The organism is Candidatus Hartigia pinicola (assembly GCA_020541205.1).
Classification (GTDB): Bacteria; Pseudomonadota; Gammaproteobacteria; order Enterobacterales; family Enterobacteriaceae; genus Hartigia; species Hartigia pinicola.
This window is the reverse complement of sequence record CP048208.1, coordinates 1085046-1103223: the sequence shown is the minus strand read 5'-3', so window position 1 is coordinate 1103223 and position 18178 is coordinate 1085046. Positions and strand designations below refer to the sequence as shown.

Annotated in this window: 9 protein-coding genes, 2 tRNA genes and 1 pseudogene; 4 read left to right on the top strand and 8 right to left on the bottom strand. The window is 28.7% G+C overall.

Features of this window, described 5'->3' with window-relative positions; genetic code table 11:
* Positions 1 to 1282: 1282 nt before the first annotated feature.
* From GFV14_RS02085 to gshA, 3 genes are all read left to right on the top strand, one after another.
* Positions 1283 to 1375 (top strand) — tRNA-Ser (locus GFV14_RS02085).
* Positions 1376 to 1387: 12 nt separating this feature from the next.
* Positions 1388 to 1461 (top strand) — tRNA-Arg (locus GFV14_RS02080).
* 182 nt (positions 1462 to 1643) lie between these two features.
* Positions 1644 to 3203 (top strand): glutamate--cysteine ligase, encoded by a 1560-nt coding sequence (gene gshA, locus GFV14_RS02075; RefSeq protein ID WP_457914030.1) that lies wholly within the window; start codon positions 1644 to 1646, stop codon positions 3201 to 3203.
* Between the two features lie 640 nt (positions 3204 to 3843).
* Here gshA and rplS read toward each other — a convergent pair.
* The 8 genes from rplS to bamD all read right to left on the bottom strand — a co-directional run bounded on the left by rplS (position 3844) and on the right by bamD (position 16770).
* Positions 3844 to 4200, bottom strand: coding sequence for a 50S ribosomal protein L19 (gene rplS / locus GFV14_RS02070; protein ID WP_457914029.1), 357 nt, complete (start codon positions 4198 to 4200; stop codon positions 3844 to 3846).
* A 65-nt stretch (positions 4201 to 4265) separates the two neighbouring features.
* Positions 4266 to 5012 (bottom strand): tRNA (guanosine(37)-N1)-methyltransferase TrmD, encoded by a 747-nt coding sequence (gene trmD, locus GFV14_RS02065; RefSeq protein ID WP_457914675.1) that lies wholly within the window; start codon positions 5010 to 5012, stop codon positions 4266 to 4268.
* Positions 5013 to 5063: 51 nt separating this feature from the next.
* Positions 5064 to 5612: a ribosome maturation factor RimM gene (gene rimM, locus GFV14_RS02060; protein WP_457914028.1), complete on the bottom strand. Its 549-nt coding sequence runs from the start codon at positions 5610 to 5612 to the stop codon at positions 5064 to 5066.
* A gap of 24 nt (positions 5613 to 5636) precedes the next feature.
* The gene (rpsP, locus tag GFV14_RS02055; RefSeq protein ID WP_457914027.1) at positions 5637 to 5879 is read right to left on the bottom strand and encodes a 30S ribosomal protein S16; all 243 of its coding nucleotides are present in this window, start codon (positions 5877 to 5879) and stop codon (positions 5637 to 5639) included.
* 137 nt (positions 5880 to 6016) lie between these two features.
* Entirely contained in the window at positions 6017 to 7378 is a 1362-nt protein-coding gene (ffh, locus tag GFV14_RS02050) for a signal recognition particle protein (protein WP_457914026.1), read from the bottom strand.
* Between the two features lie 3420 nt (positions 7379 to 10798).
* Positions 10799 to 10984, bottom strand: coding sequence for a carbon storage regulator CsrA (gene csrA / locus GFV14_RS02045; RefSeq protein WP_457914025.1), 186 nt, complete (start codon positions 10982 to 10984; stop codon positions 10799 to 10801).
* Positions 10985 to 11215: 231 nt separating this feature from the next.
* Positions 11216 to 13843, bottom strand: a complete 2628-nt coding sequence (gene alaS / locus GFV14_RS02040) for an alanine--tRNA ligase (protein WP_457914024.1) — start codon at positions 13841 to 13843, stop codon at positions 11216 to 11218.
* A 2192-nt stretch (positions 13844 to 16035) separates the two neighbouring features.
* Positions 16036 to 16770 carry an outer membrane protein assembly factor BamD gene (gene bamD / locus GFV14_RS02035; RefSeq protein WP_457914023.1) on the bottom strand — a complete coding sequence of 245 codons (735 nt, stop codon included), beginning with the start codon at positions 16768 to 16770 and terminating at the stop codon, positions 16036 to 16038.
* 159 nt (positions 16771 to 16929) lie between these two features.
* On the opposite strand from bamD, the pseudogene rluD reads away from it, so the two are divergent.
* A pseudogene (rluD, locus tag GFV14_RS02030) lies at positions 16930 to 17897 on the top strand (23S rRNA pseudouridine(1911/1915/1917) synthase RluD).
* Positions 17898 to 18178 lie beyond the last annotated feature (281 nt).

Genomic DNA, 18178 nt, shown 5'->3' with positions numbered 1-18178 from the left:
TTCTAAGTAATTTAAGTATAGATTAAACAATAACTAAGATATCTTAGAGAGGTAAGAAATTAATATAGATAATACAGTTGAAAAGAATAAAAATTACACTCATGGATAAATATATCATAACACGGTATGAACAATTTTTATCTTTTTCTCGTGATATTATTCATAATGACTGTACATACTTATAGAAATATTTCAAAACTTTTTTAAACATTAAATCAACTCTCTTAAAAATAAGAGTAACGTAATTATATTGCAGATTTTATTAATTTTTTCTGTACAATAGGAAAGAAATAAAATGCTAACGTGACAAACTAGAAACGGATATTCAGACATTTCCTTCCGCGCTTTCAAGATACAGTATTATCATTGCTATTTTCCATAAAATTCATTATCTTGATTAAGAATTAAGATCTTTAAAATCATATCAAAAGTATTAATGTATTATTCTTATTTTATTGCAATGATTACCTTTAGTCACTTTATGCCAATTAAACATTGTTAATTTACTTTTATATTCTTATATAGTATCATTATCATTGCACATGAATAAATATATAGCACAAGCATCTATGGCGTATATTTATTTGGCAATAAAAATATTTTAATAAAAATATTTTATTTGTATAATAATTTTTACAAGTCGTATGTACGTTATCAACATTTTATGTATGTATAAACATAAAAGCAGTATCAGCGTTTTCATGCCACGATTGATACAGATCATATTACATAACTATTTAATTTCTTCTACAGAAAAGTTAGCATTATTTCGAATAGTTTTCCTTTCTAAAATTGAGAATAGGAATAAATAATATTTTAAATAAGTACATTATTTAGATCCTTTGTATTTTACATACTGTTGCAGAGATGCAACAGTATGTAAAATACTTATACAAATTAGTTTTCTTGTTATGTTGTTATTTTCAATTCTTTAGCGAAATATTAAATTTGTTGAAATATTTTCAATCAATTTCATGAATCTAGTAATGTCTGGTTTTTTAATTCTTAGAAAATAAATTAAAATAATAATCTTTGAAAAAATTTTTTAAAAAATGTTTAAATTAAGTTTTACTAAATAATAATTCATTTAATGATAAAATGATAAAACTAATGAAAACTCACTCGGTTTTAAATATTAAACTGATTATCTTATTTATGATGACGTGTAAACAATAAATAGAAAATCAAAGTTTAGAAAAATTATTTGACTTCTGATGTTGGGAAAGTAATATGTGCGAAATATAAAGTCGAGAGACTAAAACAAATTGTATATTACTAAAATGGTGAGGTGGCCGAGAGGCTGAAGGCGCTCCCCTGCTAAGTGAGCATGCGGTTAAAAGCTGCATCGAGGGTTCGAACCCCTCCCTCACCGCCATGTTAGAATATTGCATCCGTAGCTCAGCTGGATAGAGCACTCGGCTACGAACCGAGCGGTCGGAGGTTCAAATCCTTCCGGATGCACAAAAAAACAAACATCCCCTCAATTTGAGGGGATGTTATTTTATGTCTTTATATATATCTCTATTAAATATTATGCGGTATTTTGATTATGGACAAACATATCTAGAAATAGAAAATTCTTTAATTTATGCTAGATATTCTTTTTTATTAATATAAAACTATATTAAAGATGAGAGGTCGATTTGATCCCGAACATATCTAAAAACCTTGCATGGTTAAAAAGAAACCCTGAGATATTGAATGGTATTCAACATGGTATTGAACGTGAAACATTACGAGTGACTTCGGAAGGTTTGATTACAAAAACCTTACATCCGAAAGAATTAGGAAAAGCATTAACTCATAAGTGGATTACGACAGACTTTGCTGAGTCTTTACTAGAGTTTATTACTCCAGTAGATAAAAATATCAGATATAGTTTAGCTTTTCTAAAAGATTTACACCGCTATACAGCACGTCATCTTGATCATGAAAAGATGTGGCCATTGAGTATGCCTTGTGTTATTAAAAATGAGGATAAAATTACAGTTGCTCAATATGGAAAATCAAATCTCGGTCGATTTAAAAATTTATACCGTGAGGGATTAAAAAATCGTTATGGTGCTTTAGTACAAACTATTGCCGGTGTTCATTATAATTTCTCATTACCCATTGAGTTTTGGCAAGCGTGGGCAGGAGTGAAAGATGTAGAAAGTGGCAAAGTTAAAATTTCTAATAGTTATTTGTGTCTTATAAGAAACTATTACCGTTTTGGTTGGGTTATTCCTTACTTATTTGGAGCCTCTCCCGCAATTTGTGGTTCATTCCTGAAAAATAAGAAGACTACATTAATCTTTAATAAGACAAAGGGTAATACTTATTATTTGCCATATGCGACTTCATTAAGAATGAGTGATTTAGGTTATACTAACAATTCTCAGAACGATTTGAATATTATATTTAATGATTTCAATAGCTATGTGACTAGCTTGAATCAAGCTATTTATAAACCGTCTAAAGAGTTTTCTCAGCTTGGCCTTAAAAGTAAGGGTCAATACATTCAATTGAATAAAAATATCTTACAAATTGTAAATGAACTGTATGCACCAATACGTCCTAAACGATTACCAAAAGATGATGAATCTCCATTAAATGCTTTGTGGCTGAGTGGGATTGAATATATAGAAGTACGCTCATTGGACATTAACCCTTTTAGTGCGATTGGTATTGATGAAACTCAAATACATTTTTTAGATCTATTTTTAATTTGGTGTTTATTAACAGATGCACCAAAAATGACTTCTCAAGAATTATGTGATAGTCGCCGAAATTGGAACCGAATTGTTTTGGAAGGGCGTAAACCTGGACAAGTCATTAGTCTTGGATATGGTAAAAAAATGCAACCCTTTATTGAAATAGGATACCAGTTATTTCAAGACTTAATCCGCATTGCAGAAGTACTTGATGGTTTTGGTGATGCAAAGTATCAAGACGTTTGTTATCAGTTTTTTTCTATGTTAGAAAAACCGGAGTTGACTTATTCTGCGCTCGTTATGGATCAAATACTTCATCAAGGTATCACTAGTTATGGTTTAGAAATGGCTGAGAAATATTATGAACAATTAGTGAAAGAGCCGTATGATGTGATTACTGCAGCTCAATTTGAAGAAGCGCGCTTGGACTCTATAAAAAAACAATATATCATTGAAAGAAATAACACAGAAAGTTTTGAAGATTATTTATATAGACATGCTGGATGTTGAAAATGGGTAAATATATAGATAATTGACATCTACTAATAATTAGTACTATTAAAAAATATACGTATTTTATTAATTAATGTATTTAAAATATAAGAGAGTATTGTTTATTTATTTTATAAATAAATGTTATACATTAATAAATTAAATTAACATTTTTGATGTTATATGAATGATATTTTCATTAATTTCTTTTATATATTATTATAATAAGTTTATAAATATTGAATATATTAATTGAAAAATTATCAAAATATATTATATATTTCAAATATTAAGAGATAGCATACTGATATAAAGCGTAATAAAATGAGCTATTTTGTAAAGTGATACTCATAAATTTTTATTACTATAGCAATGAATATACATAAACTAACCATTCACTCATAAAATCGTTTATACCTATAAATTAAGGTATAATTTTTTTAAATGAAACAATGATGTAAAGTATTTTAATATTAAAATAACACTTTCAAGAATTAACTTAATTTCATCGAAATTAACTGAAATATTTCTAAAATTCAATAACGTAAAAAATGAATTAATAGTGATAAATATTTAATATTCGTATACACTGTATTAAAATATAAAATTTTAATAAATATGATAAGTTAAAAGGCTCATGTATATGAGCCCTCTTAGCTCAAGACTTTGGTTTTAAACGTTCTTTGATACGAGCTGCTTTGCCAGAAAGAGCACGCAAGTAGTATAGCTTAGCTCTACGAACAGCTCCAAGACGTTTTACGACAATACTATCTAATACTGGAGAGTGAATTTGAAATACACGCTCAACACCTTCGCCATTAGAAATTTTACGAACAGTAAAAGCAGAGTGCAAACCACGATTGCGAATTGCAATAATTACTCCCTCAAACGCTTGTAGACGTTTTTTAGATCCTTCGACAACCCATACTTTAATTTCTACAGTATCACCTGGACGAAATGAAGGTAAATCCTGCCTAAGCTGATCTTGTTCAAGTTGTTTAATAAAATTACTCATAATAATTATTTTGCTCTAGTTAAACTAATATACATTTCAATCACTATTTTAATTTTGTAATTTCTTTATTGTATAAACTGATATTCATATTGAAACTCAGATAGCAGTATCTTTTGTGTGTCAGTTAGAGACAGACTTTCTAGAAGATCAGGTCTGCGAAGCCAAGTACGGCCAAGTGATTGTTTTATACGCCAATTATTAATTTTTGTATGATGTCCAGATAATAAAACATCAGGAACTTGCATTCCATCGAAGACTTTAGGTCGGGTATAGTGAGGGCACTCTAATAAACCATCCACAAAAGAATCTTCGTTAGCAGAAGATTCATGGCCTAAAACACCTGGTATATACCGGGTGAGTAAGTCTATTAATACCATTGCAGGAAGTTCTCCACCACTAAGAACATAATCACCGATTGACCATTCTTCATCAATTTCAGTTTGAATTATTCGTTCATCTATCCCTTCATATCGGCCACACACTAAAATTAACTTTTCATTTTTTACTAGTTGACACACACTGTCTTGAGTTAATTTACGCCCCTGAGGTGATAGATAAATAACTGTAACACTTTCACCTGCCTTAGCTTTTGCTGTGTTAAGAGCTATTTTTAAAGGTTGTACCATCAGCAGCATTCCTGGTCCACCACCATATGGACGATCATCGACTTTTTTGTGTTTATTGTGAGTAAAATCTCTCGGATTCCAAAAATCAATAGACAACAAACTATTTTTTACTGCCCGACTAGTTATTCCGTAGTGAGTAATTGCTTGAAACATTTCCGGAAACAGGCTAATTATACCAATCCACATCATGCAGTTCCATTAATTAAAATTATTCAAAAAAGTTATTTCATTCGAAATTTAAAAACTAGGATCCCAATTTACTTCAACCAGTTTAAAAGAGAGATCAACTTTTTGGATTACTCGTCCATGCAGAAAAGGAATTAATCGTTCCTGGATACCAAACATATCTTTTAAATTTGTATTAATTACCATTACATCATTTGAACCTGTTTTTATCATATCAACAATAGAACCAAGATCATATCCTTGTAATGTTACTACATGACAGCCTATAAGATCTTTCCAGTAATACTCATTATTACCTAACTTAGGAAGTTGTATACTATCAATAATAATATCAAAATTAGTGAAGCGTATTGCTTGTTCCCGATTATTAACTGTACTCAATTTAACAATAATATTTTTATTATGATGTTTCCAATCTATTAATTTAATATGTTTCCATTGACCTGCACTATAAATAAAACAAGGTTGGTAGAAAAAAATACTCTCAGGACGCTCAGTAAATGAAAATACTTTAAGCCAACCATGAATTCCGTATGCAGAGCCTAATTTACCTAAAATCATTGGATTGACAGGAGTTACTAGATTTGTTTGTTTACTCATAGTGACTATTTGTGATCGTTTAAGTTACTTTTTGGCTTGTTTGACTAATCGCATTACACGATCAGAGGCAGTTGCTCCAAGTGCAATCCAATGTTCGATACGAGATAAATCTAAACGTAATACCTCTGCTTGACCTGAAGCAATTGGGTTAAAAAAACCGATACGTTCGATAAAACGACCGTCACGTGGGTTACGACTATCTGTTACAACAATTTGGTAAAATGGACGCTTTTTTGCGCCGCCACGAGATAAACGAATTATTACCATAACATAATCCTTATTAGTTTATAAAACAACTGGACTTTGCAGAGAGATAAAGTCTTGTTATAATATAAAAACTCAACAATGTGACTCATTTTTATGTAAAAATCAATTAAAATCTATCTATTTTATAGCATCTCTTCTTAACGTTCTAAAAATTTTGTTGGTATTATTCCTTTCATATTATGCATCATTTTAGCAAAACCACCTTTTTTTATTTTTTTTATCATGCATTGCATTGTATTAAACTGTTTTAAAAGACGGTTCACTTCCTGTACATTTGTACCAGAACCTGCAGCAATACGACGCTTACGAGAACCTTTGATAATTTCAGGTTTTTCGCGTTCTTGACGTGTCATAGAATTAATAATCGCTTCCATTCGGATCGTAATTGTATCATCGATTGGAGGTTTCACAGTACTTGAAACTTGAGAAACTCTAGGTATTTTTTTTATTATACTTGCCATACCTCCGACATTACGCATTTGTTGTAACTGATTTAAAAAATCATTTAAATCAAAATTGTAGCCAGTTTTTAATTTTTTAGTTAGATTGTTTGTTTTATTATTCTTAACTTTATGTTCAATTTCTTCTATAAGAGATAATACATCTCCCATACCTAAAATACGAGCAGAAAGACGATCGGGATAAAAAGGTTCTATAGCATCAGTTTTTTCACCAACTCCTAAAAATTTAATTGGTTTTCCAGTAATAGCTCGCATAGATAAAGCTGCGCCACCACGAGCGTCGCCATCAACTTTTGTCAATACAAAACCAGTAAGAGGTAATGCTGCATCAAATGCTTTAGCTATATTGAACGCATCTTGACCTGTCATAGCATCAATCACAAATAGTGTTTCAATTGGATTAATTATACGATGTATCCCTTTAATTTCATTCATCATGGTTTCATCAATATGTAAACGCCCTGCTGTATCAACTAAGAGTACGTCATACAATTGTAATTTTGCATGTTTTAACGCTTTTTGAACAATAACCTCTGGTTTTTCTTTTGTATTTGATGGAAAGAAATCAATCCCTGCGATTGTTGCTAATGTATCTAATTGTTTAATTGCTGCAGGACGATAAACATCAGTAGAAACAACTAAAATTTTTTTCTTATGATTTTCTTTTAATAGTTTACCAAGTTTTGCAACACTAGTCGTTTTACCTGAACCTTGTAAGCCAGTTATCAAGATGGCAGCGGGTGGTTGTGTATATAGGTTAAGCTGAGAATTTTTTGCACCCATTGTTTTTGAGAGTTCTTTTTGAACGATCTTGATAAATGTTTGCCCAGGTGTTAAGCTTTTATTTATATTTTGTCCAACAGAACTCTCTTTGACTTTTTGAATAAATTCATGAATAACAGGGAGCGCAACATCCGCTTCCAGTAAAGCCATACGCACTTCACGTAATGTGTCTTTAAGATTATCATCAGTCATACGGCCGAGTCCACTGATGTTGCGTACAGTGCGCGATAGTCTGTCAGTTAAATTATCAAACATATGTCTTAGCTCAGTTCTATTTATGGGTTTACTATTAAAATTACATGTAATTTTAATACTGATAAAGCATAATCGCTTAATAGTTGTATTAAATAAATATATTAATAATATAATTATTACATTATTTATAATTATTATAACTAAAAGAAATGGTAAAGTCTTTAGTGCAATATGCTATCATTAACAATGACCTCTTCTTTTTATTAAGCGTTAATTTAAAAATATCTAAAATAAAAATCATTTCCGAACTTAATAATCTTATAAATTCTATACATGGTATTGTTTAACTGAGTAGATAAAATATATACTGAAACGTTTATATATCAGGTATTTTGTACATAGTTGTATATTTATGAAATATTTTATTACTAATATACTTCCAAGTAATTTTCTCAGAAAGAGTGATATATATAATATTGTAAACTCTTAGACAGAGAAATATTAAAAATTTATCTTTTTAGATAAAACGTTACAATTTAGTTCACGAAACTTATTTAGGTAATCTTCAAACCTTGAGAAAATTTTATGATGATCGATGTGAAAAGAACTAAGAGTACATATACATGCGTTCGACAGTTCATGAAAATCTTATTATGCGAGTATAAGTTATACAACATAAAGCTATATATCTCGATAAACAATCAAGGTATATGCTATGAAAGTATAATGTAACGTATAAAATATTATTTATAAAAAATGATCTTAATAACTATAATTTTGTACTACAAAATTACTTTATATATAAAGTATATTATTAATAAATACTAGCTATAGAAATTTAAAATATTTTCAGATAGTGTATATAACACACTGTGTGCAATTTTATAATCGCAAAATTATACTTTCAATGTAATGTTCAAACATTAATTTATTGAATGTTTATTTAGTTGGCGTGAAAAAACTCGTTGAACCTCCTAACTAATAATGAGGGGTATTTTAATTTCTACTTGTAAGTTTGTCAATGTAGAATTTTGTGTTTTTCTGTCAACTAACAACACAATAATATTCTCTAATATGTAATAAGTTCTAAATAGACTGAAATGTAGTTTAAAAAATGTTTCTTAACAATATAAATAGTTGTAATAAAGAGTTTTACAGTTTATATTATTCGTTTATTCTTTAGCTGTAATAAATAGTAACAGGATAATTATGCCGTATTTATAATTATAATAATTTGTAGATGTATAGTTATTTTATTTTTGATTATGTCGGATTTTCTTCATAAGAAACTTATATAAAAATAGTTTTCTGATTTACTACTATTATTAAATATTTAATTATATAATAAAGTTCAAGTTACTTTTTATGATGTGAACGGACTAGTTTATAATCTAATATTATTATATTAAGATTCAATATTTATTAGTATGTCATTTTTTCTATATACTACCTCAGTGGTAGTAGTTGAGCACCTATTATTTATACATTTTGATCATTAAGTTAACGTAATGAAGTTATTGTGTTATCTAAGTGTATTACTCATGGGGCTGTCTATAGGGCTGTCTAGTGACATTAACATGATATATATAGTGGTAGGTATTATTTAGTTATGTTGTGCTTTTTATATTCATATTATGACATATTTTTAGATTTCATTTATTGACCACGAGCTTAAAAATAAAACTTTAAAATCTATTTTATATGTATTATCTTATGATAATCGTCAAAGTTAATAGGCTTATGCACTAAAATTAGTGTCATGTTACCTTAATATTATGTATAAATTTTTTATTTATATAGATAATATTTTCAAATAAAAACGGTAGTGATAAATATGCATTTATATATGATAACATGGTGTGTTTACATTATTTTATTTTATATATTTCTTTTAAAGAAAATAATAAAACAGTCGGATAGTTGTTCTCGTAGAGCAATATTATTCTTATAATAATTTTTACGAACTATTTTACAAAATAACTTATATTATCTTTATTATATAAAATAAATGTATCTAAAAGTTTATTCAGAATGATTTAAAATCAACTGTGATCATATGTTTGATTGAACAAAGGTCTATATCTATGATCATACGCAAATAATATTTGAATATGTTGCATTAGTGTTCAAGTAATTTAAAATACAAATGTCTTTTGGATAACTTGATGTGTATAAATTGTTCTTTAAACTATTATATACCCTCAATAGCTACTGTCAATAACAGATGTACGGAATCGTTTCTTAGAAAAGAAATGTATATTATTGACGCACAATAAAAGAATTAGAATGATGTGAAGCTAGCTAAAACGCTATAATAATGTGATGAGCATTTACTATAATACGGCTAAGCATTATTTGTATCCCTAATAGCTGATAGCACTAATAACAGATACTGCAAAAAATCATTTGCTTTTTTAAATGTTTGTTAAAGAATAGTAATGATTATAAGAAAAAAGGATTACTAGATACTATTGAGTATATATTCGCTTTATTCGTTAAAATAATGCAACGTAATGAACTGTAACATTTAATATCACCTTCAAATATTAAGTTTTGAAATGTCTATAGATAAATTATTAAAAAGTCAGTGAATGAAAAAGAATAGTGCAAAATATTTTAGCACCTGATTTTCAGGTTTTAACCTAATGTTTAGGGTCTTGTCATTTCGAAGAAAATACTAAAGATATTATAAATATTAATTAATCATTTGCATTCTAAATCATTCGTTTCATGCATATCAATTATTGCTCGGATTACGAATAATTTTAATATATTTTGTTATGTATTGACCTTAAAGTGAATATAAATTTTATTTATTACTTGCAAATTTATTGAATAATTTCTTAAAATATTTAAAAACAAATGAATTAATCTAGTAAAGATATTCGTTATAATAACATAGTAAATATAGTGAAAATAATCGCTTAGTTTATTTTAGGTGAATTACTAACTATCTTAAAAATAAAATAATGAATAAATATTAATCTATTTTTTTATACTACTATGATTATAAAATAACAGCATAGTGCGTATCTTACTATTTTAAAATAGTATTATACGATAATACTAATTAAATCATAAATTTTTTCTCTACAATCATTATTAAAATTATAAATTTTGTAATGATTATTATTATTGATAATATCTCTTTAAGATACATAAAAATCAATAATAAAATAAATCTTTTATAAAATAAAAGATTGTTATATATAAATTATAAATAATGAAATTAATTATAAAATAGTATTTTATACAATACGCTTTTATAAAAAACTTCAGAAAGTTAAAGTTAATTAAAAATGTTTTAAAATATGAATAAAATCGATAAAAATAAAAGCGACATAACAACTATAAATCTCAGAAAAAGTTAATAATAATCTTAATTCAAGAGAGAATCTGAAAGATTTCTCAAGAATTAAAATATCAAAGACAAGCGCCCTTCTTTATTACATAACTCAAGAATTGGACGCTTATGCATAATTATTGATTACCTGGTTGAATCTTTTCATCTTGGATTCGTTGATAAATTTCTTCACGGTGAACAGAAACTTCTATTGGGGCGTTAATACCAATACGTACTTGATTTCCTTTTACTCCCAGTATCGTTACTGTTATCTCATCGCCTATCATCAGTGTTTCACCTACCCGACGAGTCAGAATAAGCATTCTTTTCTCCTTGAAATATTAAAAAAAGTCAAGTCTTTAACTTGCCACTTGTTCTTGTCCATTACACACTGTGAAAACGTGAAGCAATAATATAACACACCTACATCTTTAATATCATCAAAGATGTAATTTTATTTATATAACTAAAAATGATAATATTACATATCATATATTAATTGTGTTTTAACAAGAACAATTACTTCAAGGTATAAAAGTAATTTTGTGAAGTTTTTATAGCTTTGAGCTTACCCATTTTTCTACACTGATCATGGCAATTGGTAAGGCGCTTACATTTGTACCTCCAGCTTGTGCCATATCAGGACGACCGCCACCGTTACCATCTATTTGCTGTGCAACATAAGATATTAAATCACATGCTTTTATTTTAGTTGTTAAATTATTAGTTACACCAACAATTATACTGACTTTCTCATCATTAACTGTGGAAAGAACAATAACAGCAGAGTGTAGCTGACTTTTAAGTTTATCAACTATTTCTCTTAAATTCTTAAGTTCTGTATTGTTAAGTTGACTAACAAGTAATTTCACTCCTTTAATATCTTTTGCTTGACTAGTTAGTAAAATACTTTGTTGTGATGCTTGTTGATTTTTTAGTTGTAAAATTTCTTTTTCTAATTCGCGAGATTTATTTAACATAGATTTTACTTTTTTAGCTAAGTCAGAAACATTTCCTTTCATTAAATGAGAAATAGTCATTAACTGATCTAATTGATTATGTATTTTTTCAATAGCATATGCACCTGTTATCGCTTCTATACGACGTACGCCAGAAGCGACTCCTACGTCACTTAGAATATGAAATAAACCAATGTCTCCAGTGCGGTTAGCATGAGTGCCACCACATAACTCAATAGAAAAACTACCTATAATTAAAACACGTACACGTTCTGCATATTTTTCACTAAATAATGCTATTGCACCTTTCGATTTTGCACATTCTAAATTCATAATCTCCGTTTTGATTAGCATATTCTTACGAATTTGTGCGTTGACAATATTTTCAATTTTATGCAGTTGTGGTGGTGTTATTTTTTCAAAATGTGAAAAATCAAAACGGAAATATTGCTCATGTACTAAAGAGCTTTTTTGTGATACATGCCCACCAAGAACTTGACGCAGTGTGGTGTGTAATAAATGAGTCGCAGAGTGATTTAAACGAATAGCCTCACGTCTTTCTACATTAATTTTCGCAACAATACTATGGTTGGTAAATAATATACCTGATTTTACTTGACCTATATGACCAATAGCTTGACTATATTGTTGAGTGTCTGTGACAATGAATCTACCACTATCATTACATAGAACGCCTGTATCACCAACTTGACCACCTGATTCTGCATAAAATACTGTTTTATCAAGAATGACGAGGCCTTTTTCTCCAGATTGCAAAGAATTAACTAGGTGACCATTTTTATAAAGAGCTGTGATAGTTGCTAACTGTTTATTGTTAGCATATCCTAAAAATTCGCTGCATTCTTTGATTTTAATTAATGTATTATAATCAGTGGTAAAGTGACTAGATTTTCTAGCACGACGACGCTGATCTTCCATGGCTTGATCGAAGCCTTTTTTATCAATTTTAATATTCTGTTCATGACACACTTCCATTGTTAAATCAATTGGAAAACCATAACTATCATATAAACGAAATACTGTTTCACCTTCTAGCGTATCACCTTTAAGTAAGGTTAACTCTTTATCTAATATTTGAAGTCCACATGCTAATGTTCGAGAAAACTGCTCTTCTTCTTTCTTTAAGATTGTTTCAATATTAACTTGTTGATCTTGTAGATCAGTTGCGGTTGACCCCATAACTTTAATGAGTGGCGAAACCAGTTTGTGGAAGAAGCTATCCTTTGCGCCCAGTATATAACCATGACGAATAGCACGACGAATAATCCGACGAAGAACATAACCTCTACCTTCATGTGAAGGGATAACACCTTCACTAATGAGGAATGCACAAGATCGAATATGATCTGCAATAACTCGAAGTGATTTATTAGACGCGTCATTTGAACCTATGATATTGTTTATTTCTATAATTAAATAATGGAAGATATCTATATCATAATTAGACTTAACATGTTGCAAGATTGAAGCAATACGTTCGAGCCCCATGCCTGTATCAACAGATTGTATGGGTAATGGTGTCATGTTACCATTAGATTGATGATTGAATTGCATGAAAACAATATTCCAGATTTCAATATAACGATCACCATTTTCCTCTAAACTCCCAGGAGGTCCTCCATAAATATCATCGCCATTATCAAAGAAAATTTCTGAACATGGACCACATGGACCGGTATCTCCCATCTTCCAGAAATTATCAGATATATAAGGTACATCTTTTTTATCACCAATGCGGATAATGCGTTCGAGTGGAATACCGATTTCTTTGTTCCAAATTTCATACGATTCATTATCATTTTTATAAACTGTGACACATAATTTTTCTTTTGGTAAGCTAAACCATTTCTGGCTTGTTAGTAGTTCCCAAGCGAAGTTGATTGCATCATGCTTAAAATAATCACCAAAGCTAAAGTTTCCTAGCATTTCAAAAAATGTATGATGGCGGTTAGTATAGCCTACGTTTTCTAAATCATTATGTTTACCACCTGCTCGCACGCATCTTTGTGCGGTTGCAGCTCGAGAATATACTATTTTATCTAAACCAAGAAATATATCTTTAAACTGATTCATTCCTGCATTCGTAAACAATAAAGTTGGGTCATTTTTTGACACTAGCGAACTACTCTTTATCACCTGATGACCTTTTGTATGAAAAAAGTCAAGAAACGCTTGACGAATCTCAGCAGTGCTTTTACTCATATTTATCCTAATATCAAGCTAAAAACTGGAACATGAATTGTTGAGATTATTAATAGTGTCAACTCTGATAAATGCTCCAATTCAAAAAGTAACTGAGAAAATATAGTATTCTTGTATGCGAGTGAAATTAAAATATGTCTATTATGATTATGATTATAAAGTGTTTAAATATGTTCTGAAAGTATCTTTATGTTTTGAATTGGCAGTTTTTTTTGCAAACAACTACCCGGACTTTTATTAAATAAACAACAATAAAAACAGCACACATTTTTCAAGATCTTAATCTTGATTCTTTACTATATAAATGAACATTATAATTTCTATAGTGATTTCTACTTAATCAAAGTAAAAGATAAAACCCCTTGTAGAACAATCATTCACATTATTATTGAGAATTAATTGAAATGTTTATTGAACAAATAAAAAGTTAATAGTCAGAGGTTAATATTATTTTTGGCAGCCTATCATTAATCTGTAAAAATTAAATCTGATACTACGTCACTTCACAGACCATGCATATTAAAATTTTTTTTGATAACATTAACTCCTTTTTTGAGTAATCATTACGTAGATCGTTAAGTAATAAATAAAATCTTTGTTGTCGTCATAATGATTAATCTTTCGTTGTAAAATGCTAACTCTCCCTTGTAAGACTTTACAAGGTATAAATATAACTTAAGCATGTTTTCTTCGATTCAGAGTATCTAAGTTTGATCCATTTTTAGCTTATCTATACTTAATATACTGTTGCATAATATACCTTAAGATATCGTAACTTAAATAACCTCCGATTAGAAAGTAAACTGTACTAATCTTCAGAATTACAAGATTAATAAATGAAATAATTTCTAAACAACTATTCGTAAGTCTAACAGACTATATCGATAATATCCAATGTGTAACTCATTTCTTATGATAGAATCAGACATAAAAGTTATTATATACTATTTTATTTAATTTGTTCAGTGCTAGGACTACCTCTCTTTATTCGTGAAAATAATAGATTTTTTTCAGTAAATAATCCTGTATTGTTTTTTATTATAAGAACGACTGACTCAGAAGTTTTAATGTATCGCGATAAAGTGCAATATCGCTAAATTTTAGTATATCGACTTATCAAGGACTGTAGAAGAAGATTTGTATATTGTGGTTTGATACTACTAGATCAACTTTTCTAAGCAACGCTTACTATATAGTAGATTATGTTTGGCAATTAAAGTGCTGTAAATTATATGAATGTGAGATTGCATTTACTTATAGTAATAATAAATATATTTTGTAAGAGGATGACATATCAGACTGATTTTAAATACGATATTTAAAATATTCTAAATTTTTATGAAATATCCACGCATAGTACATTTAAGATAATCGTTGTGTATAAAACAAATGATTTTTTAAAGCTCACAGAATTTTTTTCTTGAGAGATTTCATATTATTAAGTTTTTCTAGTAGAATAATTTGTTAATTCTAACATTACATGAAACATGTAACAGTATTTTACTTTAATGCACTTTTTAACTATGTTGACAATATATATTTAGGGAAATTTTATTAAATATCATAATATATCTCAATAAAAGAAATGTTATCATTTAAATGAAGATTGATCATTAGGAAAGAGCTAATGCAATACTGATTGCATAATGCGGATATGACTTACTTAAATCATCTATTCTTCTAATGAAAATAGATTCATTATCCAAAAACATCGTAGTAACGTTGAGTGTTATTTACGTAATACTAGTGAAGGTTAAAATTTGAATAATAAAAAAGGTAGCTAGATATTGGTTAACATTTAGGAAAATTACTACATAAAAATAACATCAGTTAATAAATGGCAATGATATAGTTAAATATTTTTAAATAGTATATTTATACAATAAATATAACAGTTTAGATAGAATTATAATGCTTGTAATACTTTTAGTATAATAGTTAATCACTGTGTAGTTTTCTGTTTATTAAGTTCGTGGAGACTATGCAGCTAAATGTGAAAAATTATATAAGTATTTAAATATCTTACTTTAGTTTTTGTATTTAAAATAGATTTTTTAAATTATATAATACTTAATAGACATTAACATAAACTTACTCACATCGACTAATTATTAATAAAAGTAATATTTCATATTTTAATTAAATGAACATATAAAAGCAGCTTAAGCTGTCTTTATATGTTCGGTTGTACATTAGTTAGCATTTGCAGAAATAAGATTTGAAATCTTATTGGCTTCTATGTTTAATCCCATTTTATTATAAGCTATTTGCATATATTTCAATGCATTATGAGTTGATTTTGTATCTGAGTAGTCTTGAAGCATTTGTTTTACACGATTGACTACTGCAACATAAGCGCGACGATTGTTATAATATTTAACAATAGAAAAATCGAATTTTGATAAACGATTTTTTAAATAAATAAGTCGTTTATTAGCATCATTTGCATAAAAACTATTAGGATAGTAGCGTGTCAATTGACTAAAATCCTTGAAGGCTACTTGAGCGTGTTGAGGGTCACGATCTGAACGGTCTATGTCAAAGAAGTCTTGCAGTGCACTGTCATCTAAAGCCATTGCTGATAAGCCATGCATATATAGCACATAATCAATGTTAGGGTGAGTTGGATTAAAACGCATAAAACGGTTAATTGTCGCTATTGCCATTAGCATATCTGCTGACTTATAATAAGCATAAATTAGGTCTACCTGTACTTGCTGAGCGTAAGGACCAAATGGGTAACTATTATTTAGCACTTCCAATTGTTTAATAGCTTCTTTGTAGTTTCCATCTTGTAATTTTTGTTGACTAATATTATATATTATGTGAGGCGGTGTTTTGTCAGTGATTACGTCGTTATTACTAGAGCATGCAGTGAGCGCTAAGCTTAACGTGATAGTTGTCATTATATAATTAATACGTTTCATTATGTGTAATTATCCTCATCAATATTTTTAAGGAATACTATTATACTTAGATCTTTTAGTAGAAAAGATCTTTTAGTAGAAAAATTAATTTGCAATAATATTTATTTTAAATAAACCAAACTTCTGGTGACAATGAAAATACTAAAAGTAGATAAATTTATGGCTCAACAAATCAAACTTAATGCGACTGTTTTTGAATCACAGCTTGGTGAGCGTTTGGATCAAGCTTTAGCAAAATTGTTTCCTGATTATTCACGATCAGATATTAAAAAGTGGATTTTAGATTATAGAGTGCAGATTAATGGAAAAATAATCAATAAACCAAAAAAAAAGTTTTAGGTGGGGAAAAAATTTTAATTTATGCATTGATTGAAAAGAATAATAGTTGGGAGCCGCAAAATATTCCCCTTAATGTGATTTATGAAGATAAAGAGATTCTTGTTATTAATAAAACACGAGGTTTGGTTGTGCACCCAGGATCAGGAAATAGAGATAAGACTATTTTGAATGCACTACTCTATCATTACCCTGATCTTGTGAATGTTCCACGTGCAGGCATTGTGCATCGTCTCGATAAAGACACAACAGGGCTAATGGTTGTGGCAAAAACCTTTCTAGCACAAACTCAATTAATAAAATCATTACAATTACGTGAAATTACTCGTGAATATGAAGCGATTGTCGTTTTTCGAATGACTACTGGGGGGGTAATTGACAAACCAATTGCGCGGGATCCAATAAAACGAACTTGTATGGCTATTCACCCAATGGGAAAACATGCTATTACACACTATCGGATCATAGAACATTTTAGAGACCATACACATTTGCGTGTACGTTTAGAAACAGGTCGCACTCACCAAATTCGAGTACATATGGCGCATATTCATCATCCACTCATTGGCGACTCACTCTATAATAAACGTTCTTGTTCATTCAAAGGTGTGAGTGATGCATGCTTTAAGATCATTGATAAATTTGATCGTCCTGCTCTTCACGCAACAATGTTACGTTTATATCATCCTATTTCAGGAATTCAAATGAAGTGGAATGCAACTTTACCTAATGATATGATTGAACTAATCAGCGCTTTAAAAGCGGACTTTCAATTACATAAAAATAATTGAATTAATGATAAATTAATTGATTCTTTTAACTATTCAGTATCTGAAAATATATTAAAATATGAGAGACCAATAATTTTAATCATGTAATCTTCAAAGTGTTACTAGTTTTAGTGATATACTCATAAAACCTGTTCTCACTTAAATAAATTTATCATACTTTTGCGTGAGGTTTAAAAGTCAATATTCTAAAATATATAGAGTAATATAATTTTATTAATTTACGGTATGAGTTTGTACGATTATTTCAATAAATTATTTATTTTATTTCTATTTTTTAGTAA

What these genes read in the sequence shown, in the direction of transcription:
- ffh (WP_457914026.1), bottom strand. Translation starts at nt 7,378, where the DNA reads ATGTTTGATAATTTAACTGACAGACTATCGCGCACTGTACGCAACATC.
- trmD (WP_457914675.1), bottom strand. Translation starts at nt 5,012, where the DNA reads ATGTGGATTGGTATAATTAGCCTGTTTCCGGAAATGTTTCAAGCAATT.
- csrA (WP_457914025.1), bottom strand. Translation starts at nt 10,984, where the DNA reads ATGCTTATTCTGACTCGTCGGGTAGGTGAAACACTGATGATAGGCGAT.
- rpsP (WP_457914027.1), bottom strand. Translation starts at nt 5,879, where the DNA reads ATGGTAATAATTCGTTTATCTCGTGGCGGCGCAAAAAAGCGTCCATTT.
- rimM (WP_457914028.1), bottom strand. Translation starts at nt 5,612, where the DNA reads ATGAGTAAACAAACAAATCTAGTAACTCCTGTCAATCCAATGATTTTA.
- alaS (WP_457914024.1), bottom strand. Translation starts at nt 13,843, where the DNA reads ATGAGTAAAAGCACTGCTGAGATTCGTCAAGCGTTTCTTGACTTTTTT.
- rplS (WP_457914029.1), bottom strand. Translation starts at nt 4,200, where the DNA reads ATGAGTAATTTTATTAAACAACTTGAACAAGATCAGCTTAGGCAGGAT.
- bamD (WP_457914023.1), bottom strand. Translation starts at nt 16,770, where the DNA reads ATGAAACGTATTAATTATATAATGACAACTATCACGTTAAGCTTAGCG.